Origin of the sequence: Shinella sp. M31 (genome assembly GCF_049199205.1) — a bacterium.
Classification (GTDB): Bacteria; Pseudomonadota; Alphaproteobacteria; order Rhizobiales; family Rhizobiaceae; genus Shinella.
Map to the genome: position 1 here is coordinate 20,079 of NZ_JBLZPH010000075.1, position 13,181 is coordinate 33,259.

General features: G+C 60.8%; 15 protein-coding genes and 2 pseudogenes. 4 read left to right on the forward strand and 13 right to left on the reverse strand.

What is annotated here, in order from left to right:
* Positions 1-6: 6 nt before the first annotated feature.
* The 13 genes and pseudogenes from ACOZKU_RS11985 to ACOZKU_RS12045 form a co-directional block, all read right to left on the reverse strand.
* The gene (locus ACOZKU_RS11985; protein WP_421579062.1) at positions 7-750 is read right to left on the reverse strand and encodes an ABC transporter ATP-binding protein; all 744 of its coding nucleotides are present in this window, start codon (positions 748-750) and stop codon (positions 7-9) included.
* The gene (locus ACOZKU_RS11990; protein WP_314092941.1) at positions 747-1,583 is read right to left on the reverse strand and encodes an ABC transporter permease subunit; all 837 of its coding nucleotides are present in this window, start codon (positions 1,581-1,583) and stop codon (positions 747-749) included. The genes ACOZKU_RS11985 and ACOZKU_RS11990 overlap by 4 nt, the downstream gene beginning before the upstream one ends.
* On the reverse strand, positions 1,583-2,536 hold the full coding sequence (locus tag ACOZKU_RS11995; RefSeq protein ID WP_421579063.1) for a sulfonate ABC transporter substrate-binding protein: 954 nt from the start codon (positions 2,534-2,536) through the stop codon (positions 1,583-1,585). The genes ACOZKU_RS11990 and ACOZKU_RS11995 overlap by 1 nt, the downstream gene beginning before the upstream one ends.
* A 161-nt stretch (positions 2,537-2,697) precedes the next feature.
* Positions 2,698-3,069, reverse strand: a complete 372-nt coding sequence (locus tag ACOZKU_RS12000) for a homocysteine S-methyltransferase family protein (protein ID WP_421579145.1) — start codon at positions 3,067-3,069, stop codon at positions 2,698-2,700.
* A 121-nt stretch (positions 3,070-3,190) separates the two neighbouring features.
* A complete protein-coding gene (locus ACOZKU_RS12005) occupies positions 3,191-3,586 on the reverse strand; it encodes a homocysteine S-methyltransferase family protein (RefSeq protein ID WP_421579064.1) in 396 nt (131 codons plus the stop codon).
* Positions 3,576-3,896 carry an ABC transporter permease subunit gene (locus ACOZKU_RS12010; RefSeq protein ID WP_421579065.1) on the reverse strand — a complete coding sequence of 107 codons (321 nt, stop codon included), beginning with the start codon at positions 3,894-3,896 and terminating at the stop codon, positions 3,576-3,578. The genes ACOZKU_RS12005 and ACOZKU_RS12010 overlap by 11 nt, the downstream gene beginning before the upstream one ends.
* Positions 3,791-4,246 carry an ABC transporter permease subunit gene (locus ACOZKU_RS12015; RefSeq protein ID WP_421579066.1) on the reverse strand — a complete coding sequence of 152 codons (456 nt, stop codon included), beginning with the start codon at positions 4,244-4,246 and terminating at the stop codon, positions 3,791-3,793. Before ACOZKU_RS12015 ends, ACOZKU_RS12010 begins: the two co-directional genes overlap by 106 nt.
* A gap of 180 nt (positions 4,247-4,426) precedes the next feature.
* Complete coding sequence (locus tag ACOZKU_RS12020; RefSeq protein ID WP_421579067.1) at positions 4,427-4,603, reverse strand: transporter substrate-binding domain-containing protein; 177 nt, start codon at positions 4,601-4,603, stop codon at positions 4,427-4,429.
* Between the two features lie 79 nt (positions 4,604-4,682).
* Positions 4,683-5,176 (reverse strand): annotated as a pseudogene (locus ACOZKU_RS12025) (transposase); the annotation flags it as partial.
* Positions 5,177-5,715: 539 nt separating this feature from the next.
* The gene (locus ACOZKU_RS12030; RefSeq protein ID WP_314092927.1) at positions 5,716-6,096 is read right to left on the reverse strand and encodes a DUF6481 family protein; all 381 of its coding nucleotides are present in this window, start codon (positions 6,094-6,096) and stop codon (positions 5,716-5,718) included.
* 30 nt (positions 6,097-6,126) lie between these two features.
* Positions 6,127-6,351 (reverse strand): hypothetical protein, encoded by a 225-nt coding sequence (locus ACOZKU_RS12035; RefSeq protein ID WP_314092924.1) that lies wholly within the window; start codon positions 6,349-6,351, stop codon positions 6,127-6,129.
* A 136-nt stretch (positions 6,352-6,487) separates the two neighbouring features.
* A complete protein-coding gene (locus ACOZKU_RS12040) occupies positions 6,488-6,697 on the reverse strand; it encodes a cold-shock protein (protein WP_003504088.1) in 210 nt (69 codons plus the stop codon).
* A 355-nt stretch (positions 6,698-7,052) separates the two neighbouring features.
* Complete coding sequence (locus tag ACOZKU_RS12045) at positions 7,053-7,379, reverse strand: hypothetical protein (RefSeq protein WP_421579068.1); 327 nt, start codon at positions 7,377-7,379, stop codon at positions 7,053-7,055.
* Positions 7,380-7,728: 349 nt separating this feature from the next.
* Between ACOZKU_RS12045 and ACOZKU_RS12050 the strand changes: the two genes are divergently transcribed.
* From ACOZKU_RS12050 to aac(3), 4 genes and pseudogenes are all read left to right on the forward strand, one after another.
* Entirely contained in the window at positions 7,729-8,133 is a 405-nt protein-coding gene (locus ACOZKU_RS12050; RefSeq protein ID WP_421579069.1) for a response regulator, read from the forward strand.
* Between the two features lie 161 nt (positions 8,134-8,294).
* The gene (locus ACOZKU_RS12055) at positions 8,295-10,757 is read left to right on the forward strand and encodes a PAS domain-containing protein (RefSeq protein WP_421579070.1); all 2,463 of its coding nucleotides are present in this window, start codon (positions 8,295-8,297) and stop codon (positions 10,755-10,757) included.
* Between the two features lie 1,323 nt (positions 10,758-12,080).
* Positions 12,081-12,383, forward strand: coding sequence for a DUF982 domain-containing protein (locus ACOZKU_RS12060; RefSeq protein ID WP_421579146.1), 303 nt, complete (start codon positions 12,081-12,083; stop codon positions 12,381-12,383).
* A gap of 147 nt (positions 12,384-12,530) precedes the next feature.
* Positions 12,531-13,181 (forward strand): annotated as a pseudogene (aac(3), locus tag ACOZKU_RS12065) (aminoglycoside 3-N-acetyltransferase); the annotation flags it as partial.

Here is a 13,181-nt window from a genome sequence, read left to right on the forward strand (position 1 = left end):
GCGACGCTAAACGGCTTCGAGTATCCGGCGCTGGAGACCGACGGCCCGCGGATCGGCAAGCTCCTGCCGGGGACGGTCGAGGTCGATGTCGATATCGAGCGCGATGGCGCCCTGCCGGAGCACGATCACCCGGTCGGCGAGCGCCACCGCCTCGGCAACGTCATGGGTAATCAGCACCGTGGTGAAGCCCCGGCCGCTCCAGATGCGCTCCAGCAGGCGGTGCATCTCGATGCGGGTCAGCGCGTCCAGCGCGCCGAAGGGCTCATCGAGCAGCAGGATCTGCGGCTCGCTGACCAGAGCGCGGGCCAGCGCCACGCGCTGCCGCTGCCCGCCGGAAAGCACACTCGGCCAGTCGTTCTCCCGGCCTTCGAGCCCGACATCCGCCAGCGCGCGGCGTGCCGTTTCCTGCCAGTTCGGACCGCGCGCGATGCCGACATTATCGATGACCCGCTGCCAAGGCACCAGGCGCGCTTCCTGGAACAGCAGGCGCACGGACGGATGCAGGCGTTCCACCTTGCGCCCCTCGATCGCCACCCGGCCGTTGCTGGCCGTATCGAGACCGGCGATCAGCCGCATCAGCGTGGACTTGCCGCCCCCCGACCGCCCGACCACGGCGAGAAACTGGCCAGCCGGAATCTCGATGTTAAAATTGCCGAGCACGTTGAGCTTGCCGAACGACTTTTCGACCCGCGACAGCGAAATCGGCAGGCCGCCCGTGTTGTCCAGTGTCTGGAGTTCGGCGACACTCATTGCCCGGCCCCTTCCTTCACTTGATAGGCGGGGTGCCAGACGAGGACGCGCTTCTCGATCGCGCGGGTCGCCACGTCGGCAAGCTTGCCGAGAAGCGCATAGACGATGATGCCAAGCAGCACGATGTCGGTCTGCAGGAATTCGCGGGCGTTCATCGTCATGTAGCCGATGCCGTCGGTGGCCGAGATCGTCTCCGCGACGATGAGCGTCAGCCACATGAAACCAAGCGCATAGCGCAGTCCGATGAGGATGGACGGAAGCGCGCCCGGCAGGATGATGCGCTGGATCAGGGCCCGGCGGTCGAGGCCGTAGACCGAAGCCATTTCGACGAGCTGCGGGTCGATCGTACGCACGCCGTAGAAGGTGTTGATGTAGATCGGGAAGAAGACGCCAATCGAGACCAGGAACATCTTGGCCGTCTCGTCGATGCCGAACCAGAGGATGACGAGCGGGATCAGCGCCAGATGCGGGATGTTGCGCACCATCTGGATCGTGCTGTCGAGCAGCGTCTCGGCCGGCTTCCAGAGGCCGTTCACGACGCCCGCAACAAAGCCGAGGCCGCCGCCGATAGCGAGACCGATGAAGGCGCGTCGGGTAGACGAGAGCGTATGGAAGATGAGCGATCCATCCAACAGCGACCGCCAGAAGGCGGCAGCGATTGTCGTCGGCGCCGGCATCAGGCGGGCCGTGACGAGACCGGTGCGGGCCGCGATCTCCCAGACGATCAGGAGGACGATGGGAAGAGCCCAGGGCGCAAGCGCGCTCCCCAGGCCCTTCAGATTCGGTTTACGAGTTTCGCCGGTAGCAAAACCGGCCACCGACGTGTCCGCCATCAGGCACCGCCTTTGTGCACGACATCCGCAATCGAGATCTTGTTGGGGATGAGGCCGAGATCGAAGAACGTATCCGCGATCACCTGCTGCTGCTTGACCACGCTCTCGTCGAGCGGCTTGATGCCGTAAGACTGGCGTTCCAGCGCGACGGCAAGCACGTCCCCCGGAATGCCGACGGACGGGGCGAGCTCCGTGGCAGCGGCAGCGGTGTTCGCCTTGGCCCACGTGTCCACCTCTGCGATGGCTTCGATCAGGACGCTGATGACGTCAGGATTTGCGTCCACGAACGGCTTGGCGCCTAGGTAGAACTGGTGGTTCGGAACGATGCCTTCGCCGTTGCGCAGTTCCCGCGCCTCGATCGCCACTTCCGCAGCGGCCTGGAAGGGATCCCAGATGACCCAGGCATCGACCGCGCCCTGCTCGAAGGCGGCGCGTGCGTCGGCCGGGGGCAGGAACGAGGTCTTGATGTCGCTGTACTGGAGGCCCGCCTCTTCCAGCGCCTTCACAAGCAGGAAGTGAACGTTCGAGCCCTTGTTGAGCGCGACCGTCTTGCCCTTCAGTTCTGCGACGCTCTTGATGGGGCTGTCCTTCGGTACGAGGATCGCCTCGCCGCGCGGCGCCGGCGGTTCGTGCGCGATGTAGACGAGTGGCGCGCCGGCGGCCTGCGCAAAGATCGGCGGCGTCTCGCCGGTTGTGCCGAAATCGACCGCGCCGACGTTGAGTGCCTCGAGGAGTTGTGGACCTCCGGGGAACTCCGCCCAGGTGACGGTGTAGCCGATCTTTTCGAGCTTGGGTTCCAGAAGACCCTTGCCCTTGAGCAACACCAGCGTGCCGTACTTCTGATAGCCGATGCGCACCACCTTGTCGGCGGCTGCAGCCGGCCCGAGCTTCAGGAACGGCAGCGCAATAGACGCGGCCAAAGTCGTGGAAAACAGGCGTCGAGAAATCTTCATGGCGCTCCACTGCAACACATTCTTAGATTAGAATATATAATCTATAGATTTTACCATAGCTCTAGAGCGCGCATTCCAACCTTGCACCGGTCCGTAGTTTTTTCTCCTAATTCCGGGCGACCGCCTCGCCTTTTCACCCGTATCTGGCACGTTGACGCTGGTCAGGCCGCATCGCGGACCGCACGAAACGAGCGGATCGCATCGATGTGTTCCGGTCCAATGCCGCAGCAGCCGCCGACGACAGACGCACCATCCGCCAACCAGCGCTCGATCCATTTCAGATCGTTTTCCGGTTCGAGATCGGCGCGGATATCCGATATGCTGGCATAGGGCGTATCGTAGGGCGGTTCCGGCGCAAAGGCATTGGGGTAGACGCCGATGAAGGCCAATGCGCCCGCTTCACTAACCGCCTGGCGCGCGCCACGCCCCGCCTCGCCCATTACCTCCGGCTGGCTGCAATTGAAGAAAATCCCGCTCGCCCCGGCGGCAAGCGTCTTGCGCACGGCGTCTGAAACCGGCTCACCCGAGCGCAGCTCCGTCGGGCCGGTACGGCCGTCCTCATCCTTAGCGTGTAGGAAACATAGACCGGCTTACCACCACCGATTACGGCGGAGAGCGCGGTCAGCGCTTCGACGGTCGAACTCTGCGTCTCGATCAGCCAGAGATCGACATGCGGCCGCAAGCCGGAACAAGGCTCTCGCTGATGCGCGGCGCCTCGCCGGCCTGGAACCGTTCCGGTCGATAGCTTTCAAAGGGCGGCGGCAGGGAACCGGCGACGAGGACGCGCCGGCCGGCGGCATCGGCCACCGCGCGGCCATCGGTGCTGAATCGGTCCTCGCCCAGCATGTGCGGCACCAGCCCGTAGGAATTCGTGGTGATGATATCCGCGCCGCTGTCGACATCGGCCTGATGGGCGCGCGTGACATATTCGGGCGCCTCGATCAGCGAGAGCGCGGACCATTCCGGCAGCCGGAACGGCGCGCCAAGCCGCTTCAGAAGGCGCCCCATGCCGCCATCGAGGATCGTGAAGAATGGATGTTCAAGTGCCATTATGCTCCTCCTTGCCGGCGGAGAACCCGCGGCCGAACCGTTTTTCAAGTCGATTCTGCACGAATTCGAGGCCGATCGGCAGAAACCAGTAGATTGCCGCCGCCGTCATCAGCATTTCCATATAGTGATAGGTGGCGCGCCCGTAGGATTGCGCCAGAAAGTTCAACTCCCATAGCCCCACGATCGAAACGGGGGACGAATCCTTCAGCATCGAGATGAAGTGGCCGCTGGCGGGCGGAATGATAACGCGCATAGCCTGCGGCGCGATGATCTTGAACACGATGACGCCACGCCCGAGCCCGAGCGCCATAGCCGCCTCCCCCTGCCCGCGGAACCAAGAGAGAGCCGGCGCGGATCGTTTCCGCCAGATAGGCACCAATAGTTCAGCGACAGTGCCAGAATGCCCGATGCCAGGCCGGACAGCACGATGCCGAACTGCGGCAAAGCGAGATAGATGATCAGCACTTGCACCAGCGGCGGCGTTCCGCGGAAGAAGGACGCGTAGAAGGTGGCGACCCCGAAGGCGAGCGCATTGGATGACAGCCATCCGAGCGCCGTCAGGATCGCCACGACCAGCGAGATCACCATCGACACGACGGTGATCAGAAGCGTCAGCACAACGCCCTGGATGAAACCATCCAGCGAGAGGCGCAGGCCCACATGAAGGGCAGCTTTTCGCCGATCACGCCGAAATCCAGCCCGAGATTGTAGAAAAGGCTCACCAGCAGCGTGAGCAGCCTTAGCCAAGTCCGCTGGACGCGCAGACGAAAGCCCGCAGGCCAGGCGACGGAAAACCGCGGCTGGACCTCAGGCGCTCTTGATAGGGTGGGAAGACCAATTTCAGAATGCATATTTTGTGATGTCGACCTTGAACCACCTCTGCGAGATTTTCTCGAGCGTGCCGTCGTCCTTGAGTTCCATGATGACGCGCTTGACCTCGGCGTCCCATTCCGGATCGCCCTTGTCGGTGACAACCGCATTCGGCTCGGCAAACAGCGGCTCGCCAGCGCTCGGCACTCCACACGAGAATGCTGGAACGCTTAGAGTCGACCGGCTATGACCCAAACTAAATCAAATCTCTAGATCACGTCTCGGCTTAACCCGGTTCATATCCTGCAACCCTGAAGTAGTTTGCGCATTCGGCTGGGGTGAAGAGCTCGACGATGGAACTTGCGGCGTTCTAGAGAGCGGAGATGATTCGTTCAGCCCTTGCTCGCATTAACTCCTTGAGCTTTACGAATGCGTTCTCGATAGGGTTAAAGTCGGGACTGTAAGGAGGCAGGTAGAGCAGGCTCGCGCCCGCCGCTTCGATGGCGTCGCGCGCACCAGCGGCCTTATGGGGGGCCGATTATCCAAGATGACGACATCGCCACACGCAAGGGACGAAACCAGTACCTGCTCAACATACGTGCGGAACACGTTGCAGTTCATCGCACCCTCTTAGGCGAACGACGCGGTCATGCCGAACCGCCTGGGTGCGCCCGTGAAGGCGGTGGTTTTCCAATGGCCGTGCGGCACACCGCCCCGACAGCGCTCACCGCAGAGCGCACGGCTGCGCAAGCGCGCTATCTTTATGTGAAACCCTATCTCACCAGATCGGCGGAGACAGCCCGCTGTTCCGCGGTCACAGCTCCGGAAAGATAACCGGTTTCCGATGAGTTGGTCTCGCTGCCTGCAAGGCTAAAACGACCGAGCGAAGCGCCGGTCAACCATTTGCCGTCGAGAACGACGGGTGTCCTCCAACGGCGAGATCGGCAGGCGTGGCGGTCAGGGGATCGGCGAACCAGTCTTTCACAGGTCCGCTTCAGGCTCGTCGACCACGGCCCGAAGAGGCGAACCAGCTGATCGGTACAGGCACCCTTCAACTCGCCTCCCCGAGGGCGGAGCGTTGCGCCGCGCCCACGCAGATGAACCTTCTCTGACAGGTATATCTCCTCGCGTCCAAGATGGCGTAAGGCGTCGGGGATGTGCGTGACGTCGTCGACAGCGAGGCCGCCTTAATAAAGGCGGCGCTTGATCGATTTGAGTAAACAGGTCGATCCTTCCGCATTTTTGGGGAACGTTAACCGCCCTCCGGCTACGGGACCACCAGGCCCCGCAGGTCCGACTGGGAATACAGGACTTGGACGCTAGGCCCGCCTGGCCTTGCGATTGGCATAGCGCAAATCGCGCGCAGCCTTGCGGGCGGCCTCATCTTCTACCACCCGCGCGATGCGATTTCTTTCCGCTTCCTCGCGCGCTTCGATCTTGGCGCGTGTTTCGGCATCGGCGGCCGCCTGCCGCTCGGCTGCCTCAGCTGCCTGGCGTTCGGCGTCGTCGCGTTTCACCCGTTCGCGCTCCAGACGCCGCTTTTCCTTCGCGGCGGCGATCGTCGCCCGCTCCGCCTGCCGCGCCAATCTGGCGGGTTCGTCGGTACTCCTTGCCGTACGATAAGCATTCAGGAGAGAGGATTTTGCTTCCGCGGCCGCGATGCGGCGATCGGAAAAGTCATTGTTTCTGGCGTTCTTCAAATCTTTTTCCCTGTAATCGTGTTCTACAAGTCAGGCCGTCCTGGCCCGCTTTGCGAGCAGAGAGGCGGTCGCCGCCTCGCGGTCGTTCAATTCTTTCGCAAGGCGTGCTTCACGAAGCCTTCGGGTCTTCTCCTCACGGGCCAGAACGATGGAATCGAGCTCCTCGACGGCGCTGTTGCGCGCGAAGAATTGCGATTGGGCATCGGCGAAGGCGATCTCCGCCTTTTCGCGGGATTTGCTGTGTGTCTGTGTCATGGTTTTTTCCGCATGGGGCGCCGCAGGGTAGTGCGGCAATAAAAAAGGCCAGGCAAGCTGCCTGACCTTCGGTTGGTATCATGCTCTCGACAGTGCCAGTACATCCGTGGTCAACGGAAAGCAGATACCAGATGGCTTAGGCAGCCTGCAGATTGCAGGCCGACATCTTGCCCGACTTGTTGTCGCGCTCCAGTTCGAAGCCGATTTTCTGACCTTCGACGAGTTCGCGCATTCCGGCGCGTTCGACGGCAGAAATGTGGACGAACGCATCGGCGCCGCCGTTGTCAGGCTGGATGAAGCCAAAGCCCTTGGTGGAGTTGAACCATTTAACTGTGCCAGTGGTCATGATGAACCCTTTCAAGCATAGAGTGAGGAACTGCGGAGCAGATGCCACGCAGACGAAAACCGACTATTTTTGAAAGAGAAGTTCGCTTAGAGCGCGGTGCCAATCGCGCGGTAGACAAAGCTCGGCAAGCAAAAGATCGATGACGTATCTATACGGGTTCTAGGGGCATCCGTCAACGCTTAGTTTTCGACGTTCTCTCGATGCACTTATAGGGTGTGTTTTTCCGTGCGGTTGCGACGGCGCTCTGAACTATTGCGCGCCACGGAAATTTGTGAGCACATCGTTACCATCACCACCAACGTAGCTTGGGCGACTGACCATTCTTTACGATAGCCGCGACCCAAAAGGTGCCGGATCATTGCTGCATCACGGCCCAATCCCTTGGGTACAGCAGGAAGTCGTCTGCCCTCAGGGTGAGAGCAGCATCGATGTGCAGGACGAAGTCAGCTTTTCCGTCACCATAGACGTAGGTGTCAGCCTTCGTCTTTTCGCAGCGGAGTTCGCTGGCGGTGTTTGAGAATTTGCCCGTGCCGGTGAAGGTGAAGGCTTGATCTCCTGCGTTCCGAGTTCCTCCACCGAGCGGAAGACGAAACTGCCGCTGCCTGTACCGCAGTGGAGATCGTCGTCCCTGCACCACCATCCATAATGTTGGCCTTGGCATCGCTAGCAAGACGATCGGCATATGAAGAGCCGGCGAGGTTCTCTAGGGACGAATAGGTGTCGCCCTTGCCATCACCCGTGTTGACCAAAAGGTTGGCAAGACTTGCAACGACATCCGTTGCTGCACCCGCGTGATGTAAGCCAACGATCGAAGGGTTATAAAGATCACTATTACCTAAGAGCGGGCCGCAATTTCGGTAGGCCTCTGTCGCGCCTCACCCCATTGCGCATCCGACACGCGCAGACCGTGTCTCGAGCCGATAACGAGGTTCTTTGCATTTTATTAAGATTGTTCGCAAAGACTGCCTTTGGGGACGGGCGAAATTCCAGGGGGTGCACGTTGTGTGCAAGTCAGCGAACTGGAGATACAGATGGCCGCGTCGCAATCCACCATTCTCGTCGTCGAAGACGAACCGCTCATCCGCCTCGTCCTTATCGAGGCGTTGCAGGACGAAGGGTATCGGGTGTTGGCAGCGTCCAATGTCCTGGAGGCTATCGGACAGATCGCAAGGCATACCCAGATCGACGGCCTCGTCACGGATGTTGACCTGCCGGGCGGCCTGAGCGGTCTCGACCTGTTGGAGTTGTTCAGCAACTGCCGGCCGGACGCGGCCAGGATCGTCGTCTCGGGCAGAGCCGATCTGACGCAGGAGACATTGCCGGCGGCGGGCCGAGTCTTCACCAAGCCTTATAGCCTCGACACCGTCATCGCCGAACTCTACGAGCAGATCAGGGCGAAAGGCACCGCCCTGCCGGCCCGGCGCATGGGTTCGTAGCGTCGAGGCCTCGCCCCCGGCTCTCGTCCGCGCTGTATCAGCGGCGCTGTATCACCGCTCTTATATTCCTTTCTATTTTTTAAAATTTTCACAGGGTTACCGCGCTTTCCAATTCTTCGGACTTTCCCATATAAGCCCGCGACACCTCGAGAAACGGCAAGATGACCTTTACTCCCGACACAATTAGCGAGATGAACCAGCGCATCCGGGCGATCGACTGGGAGAAAACGTCCTTCGGTGCCGAAGCCGATTGGCCGCAGGAGCTTCGAATGGCGTTGAGCCTGTGCCTCAACACCGCGATCCCAACGGCCCTCTACTGGGGCAACGATCTTCGTCTTCTCTATAACGATGCATGGGCGCCGATTGCCGGCGAAAAACACCCCTGGGCCCTGGGGCGTCCGGCCCGCGAGGTCTGGGCCGATATCTGGCATGTGATCGAGCCCCAGCTCCGCGCCGTGCTGCAGACAGGTCAGGGGTTCTCGGTTACCGACCAGATGCTGCCCATGCAGCGCGGCGGCCGCATACAGCAGACCCATTGGGACTACAGCTTCGCGCCGATTTTCGGACAGAACGGCAAGGTTTTCGGCATCTTCAACCAGGGCAACGAGACGACGGCGCGCCTGTCGGCCGAGCGGGCGCTTCGCGCCAGCGAGGAACGGCTGGAATATGCCCTGGGCGCATCGGATACGGTGGGCACCTGGGACTGGGATATTCCCAACGACCGGGTGATCGCTGACGCGCGCTTTGCCAAGCTCTACGGCGTTCCGCGCGATAAGGCTGCCGCTGGCGCACCCATCGCCGATTTCTTCAACGCCATCCACCCAGACGACCTTCCCTATGTGGAAAAGGCAATCGCGACGGCCTTGAAAGGCGGCAGCATCTTCTCCCAGGAATATCGTCTCGTGCAGGCAAACGGCGCGCACAGATGGGTCATCGCCGAGGGACGGCCGACGCTCGCGCCCGACGGAACGCCCCTGCGCTTCCCCGGCATCAGTTTCGATATAACCGACCGCAAAAATGCCGAGGCCGCACTCCGCGACAGTGAAGAACGCTTCCGTGCGATCACCAACTCCATCGACCAGATGATCTGGTCGACCACCCCGGACGGATACCACGACTACTATAACCAGCGCTGGTACGATTTCACCGGCGTCCCCTCAGGCTCGACCGATGGCGAGGGCTGGGCCGGGATGTTCCACCCCGAGGACCAGGATCGTGCCTGGTCCGTCTGGCGCCATAGCCTGGAAACGGGAGAGCCCTATCACATCGAATACCGGCTCCGGCACCGGAGCGGGAAATACCGCTGGGTGCTGGGTCGTGCACAGCCCGTGCACAACGAGGACGGCGCGATCACCCGCTGGTTCGGCTCATGCACGGATATCCAGGATATCGTCGACGCACGCGAGGTCATCGCCCGCTCCCGCGAAGAGCTTGAAACGGCGGTGCAAGAGCGCACCGCCAGGCTTTTGGACGCTGAAGCACAATTGCGGCAGGCACAAAAAATGGAGGCAGTGGGGCAACTCACCGGCGGTGTCGCGCACGACTTCAACAATATGCTTGCCGTCATTCTGGGCGCGATGAACCTCCTCGAAAGGCGCCTCGCACGCGGGGAAACCGATCTGGGGCGTTACATAGAAGCCGCCAAGGATGGTGCAAACCGTGCGGCAGCGCTCACCCAACGTCTGCTCGCCTTTTCCCGTCGACAGCCGCTCCAACCCGAAATCATCGAACCGAACCGCATGGTCGCGGGCATGAGCGACCTGCTGACGAGAGCGCTCGGAGAGCAGGTTCAGGTCGAAACCGTGCTTGCCGCAGGGCTATGGCGCATAAATGCGGACGTCAGCCAGCTTGAGAACGCAATCCTCAATCTTGCCGTCAATGGCCGCGATGCGATGCCGAACGGCGGCCGGCTCACCGTCGAGACGGCCAATACATTCGTTTCCGAGGACTACGCCCAAGAACATTCGATGTCGCCTGGGCAGTATGTGATGATTGCGGTCACCGATACCGGCACGGGAATGAGCGATGACACTCTTGCGAAAGCCTTCGATCCCTTCTTCACGACAAAGGAGGTCGGCAAAGGGTCCGGCCTCGGCCTGAGCCAGGTTTTCGGCTTCGTGCGTCAGTCCGGCGGACACGTAAAAATCTATTCCGAACAAGGTCACGGCACCACGGTGAAACTATACCTGCCCCGCCATTACGGCGAGGCGGAAACCAGAGAGATATCGCAGCAGAATGCTGAACCGGCTCGCGGCGCGCATGGCGAACTCGTGTTGGTGGTGGAGGATGACGAGCGGGTGCGCAACTTCTCCGTCGAGGCGCTACGCGAACTCGGTTACACTGTGGCGGAAGCCAGCAGCGGCGCGGCAGCGCTTGCTCTGTTGGAAGCGGGCCTAAGGCCTGCGCTGCTCTTTACCGATATCGTTATGCCGGAGATGACGGGCCGCGAACTCGCAACGCTGGCAACGAAAAAGTTAGGTGAGCTGAAGATACTTTATACGACCGGCTACACCCGCAACGCTGTCGTTCACAACGGTATCTTGGACGCAGGCACCCAACTGCTTCAAAAGCCCTTCAGCCCGGAGCAGATGGCTGAAAAGGTTCGGCGCGTTATGGATGGTTAAGCGGCGCCCACACGACCTCAAGGACGGCAACCCGCTCTGTCGCATTGCATTGCAAGGCGAGTTCGAAGACAGCATTCGCAGCTTGGCAGGCGCATTCAAACTCGAAGTGTTCGATATAAACACCGTCGCCTGCCAGCGACGACCGGCTTTTGATGGGATTTGGACGGTCGACAATCGCTAACCAGCAGAGACACTGCCTTTACGCGACGGGCCTAATTACTGGGATAACCAGCCCCCGCAGCGCGCGCACGTTCTCAACATTATCGACAACCCGTTCTTAAGTGAATTCGTCACCTCCCTGGAGGCGACAGACTACAAGGCGTCGGCAGTGTCCGTGACATCGTCAACAGCGAGGCCGCCTTCATCGCAGTCGATAACGAAAAGTCCTGCTAACCCGTCGCCGCCTTCGATAAAGGCCGCGCTCGATCGCCTTCCTCGTTTCTTTCACACGGAAGCAGCGCGACTCACGCGTGACGAAAACCAATGTTTCGGCCCTGCGGGACCAGCAGTGCTGAGCCGCCGTATTGCATCCCGCATTGGTTGGAATAAGGTTTTCGGATTGGGTGGGGATAAGCTGGCGATGACGCACACATACTTCATTGAGAAGCGTTGCCACGATGAGGAGGCCCCGTTGCGGCTGCGCCTTGCTGTGCCCCGGATGGACGAGCGATATGGCACAAAGAATCTTCTCTCCTCCGCGATAGGCGATTATCTGCTCTCACTCGGGCTGCTTCGGGAATGCGGTAAGGATCCGACGCTTAAGAGACTGACCGCTCGTTCGGCGGATGCGCCGGCTCTCACCGACTGAAGACGACCATCATCCCCATACTGATACTCATAGTCAGCCTACCGGAAAACAGTTGGCGGTGTTCGTCCTTCGCATTTCAAAAGGCACCGGCCTGCTGATCGCGCGGCCATCTCCTGCTCCCAATCGCCGGCGAGCGAAACGGTGGTGATACGGCTGCCGCGGAAAATCTCGTGGAAGGTGGCCGAAGGGGGCAAGAAACCCGATGCGTTCGCAACGAAATTCATTCGATAAGGCTAGTTGCGGGGGCTGGCGGCCGATCTGACTATACAGACCAGGATTTCCAGGGGCTCGCAAAGCTTCCCATTCCTGTCGTCTTTGGCCAACACCTCGACACGGTGACCGGTATCCGGCGCTTCCTGTCACTTCATTGCGCGGTGAACCGGCTTTCTTCATCACGTGGAGATGGAGCTTTTGGCGCCGCCCTTGAAACTGGAAATTACCGAAAATAAATTCCCCATGGCGCTCGATTCTGAGCGCCATCCTTGTTGATCACCAACGTTTTCAGTGAGGTAGAGATGAACTCGAAAGTTTTCGATCGGCCGGTTTATATTCTGGAACGCAAAGAACTGGTTCGCGAAGTGGCCTGTCTGGGCGACGCCATCGATCTTCTGGAGGAATGGCCGCAACACGATCGCGACCTGGTTCATGATGCGACCTTGAAGACCTGCTACATGGCCTGGGATGGGCACAAGCCGTTGAAGGTTGCGCGCGACGCCATTCGGTCCTTCGCGAAGAGAAAGGGCATCCTGGTAAAGGCGCCCAGCGTTCAGCCATGGATGATCAAGCCGGGATCGGGCGGCGGTCGCATAATGGCCTGAGCGAGGCACATCGCAGAGGCCGCAATGGCGGCCTCTCTTGGTCGCCGCCTATGGGTATTCCGGTCTTCGACAGTGCCGGCTCAATTGTATCTGCTCGTCGAGTTGGTCCGGATCGGAAGCCAAATCCATACAGGGGATGGCAGCGGAATGAACACAAAGGAAACGATCGCGGCGGACCTTGGACGGCTGGGTGTCCAGTCCGGCGATCTCGCTATGGTTCACGCATCGCTGAAGGCGATCGGCCCCGTTTATGGAGACGCAGCATCGGTGGTTTCTGCGCTACGCGACGCCATCGGCATCACTGGAACCTTGATGGGATACTCCTCGTGGGACCGATCGCCCTATGAAGAAACGCTCAATGGCGCTCGGATGGATGCGGAACGGCGACGCCGATGGCCGCCGTTCGACCCGGCCACATCAGGGACATATCGCGGCTTCGGCCTCCTGAACCAATTCCTCCTCCAGACACCCGGCGCCCGGCGAAGCGCACACCCGGATGCCTCGATGGTCGCGATCGGGCCTCTGGCCGGCACTCTGACGCAGCCTCACGAACTCGGACAGGCTTTCGGCCCTGGATCGCCGCTGGAGCGTTTTGTCGGACACGGTGGAAAGGTCCTGTTACTCGGAGCACCGCTCGATTCCATTACCGTCCTGCACTACGCCGAGGCCATCGCCCGCACCCCACCAAACGACGCGTGACCTACGAAATGCCGATCCGCGGCGAGGACGCCGGAGTGAGGTGGAAACGTGCGGAAGACTTCGACTCCAACGGCATTCTCGATTGTTTCGCCATTGAAG

Coding starts and splice junctions, on each gene's coding strand:
- ACOZKU_RS12060 (WP_421579146.1), top strand. CDS start 12,081: ATGAACTCGAAAGTTTTCGATCGGCCGGTTTATATTCTGGAACGCAAA.
- ACOZKU_RS12050 (WP_421579069.1), top strand. CDS start 7,729: ATGGCCGCGTCGCAATCCACCATTCTCGTCGTCGAAGACGAACCGCTC.
- ACOZKU_RS11995 (WP_421579063.1), bottom strand. CDS start 2,536: ATGAAGATTTCTCGACGCCTGTTTTCCACGACTTTGGCCGCGTCTATT.
- ACOZKU_RS12005 (WP_421579064.1), bottom strand. CDS start 3,586: ATGGCACTTGAACATCCATTCTTCACGATCCTCGATGGCGGCATGGGG.
- ACOZKU_RS12055 (WP_421579070.1), top strand. CDS start 8,295: ATGACCTTTACTCCCGACACAATTAGCGAGATGAACCAGCGCATCCGG.
- ACOZKU_RS11985 (WP_421579062.1), bottom strand. CDS start 750: ATGAGTGTCGCCGAACTCCAGACACTGGACAACACGGGCGGCCTGCCG.
- ACOZKU_RS11990 (WP_314092941.1), bottom strand. CDS start 1,583: ATGGCGGACACGTCGGTGGCCGGTTTTGCTACCGGCGAAACTCGTAAA.
- ACOZKU_RS12010 (WP_421579065.1), bottom strand. CDS start 3,896: ATGGCGCTCGGGCTCGGGCGTGGCGTCATCGTGTTCAAGATCATCGCG.
- ACOZKU_RS12045 (WP_421579068.1), bottom strand. CDS start 7,379: ATGCCGATCGTCTTGCTAGCGATGCCAAGGCCAACATTATGGATGGTG.
- ACOZKU_RS12040 (WP_003504088.1), bottom strand. CDS start 6,697: ATGACCACTGGCACAGTTAAATGGTTCAACTCCACCAAGGGCTTTGGC.
- ACOZKU_RS12035 (WP_314092924.1), bottom strand. CDS start 6,351: ATGACACAGACACACAGCAAATCCCGCGAAAAGGCGGAGATCGCCTTC.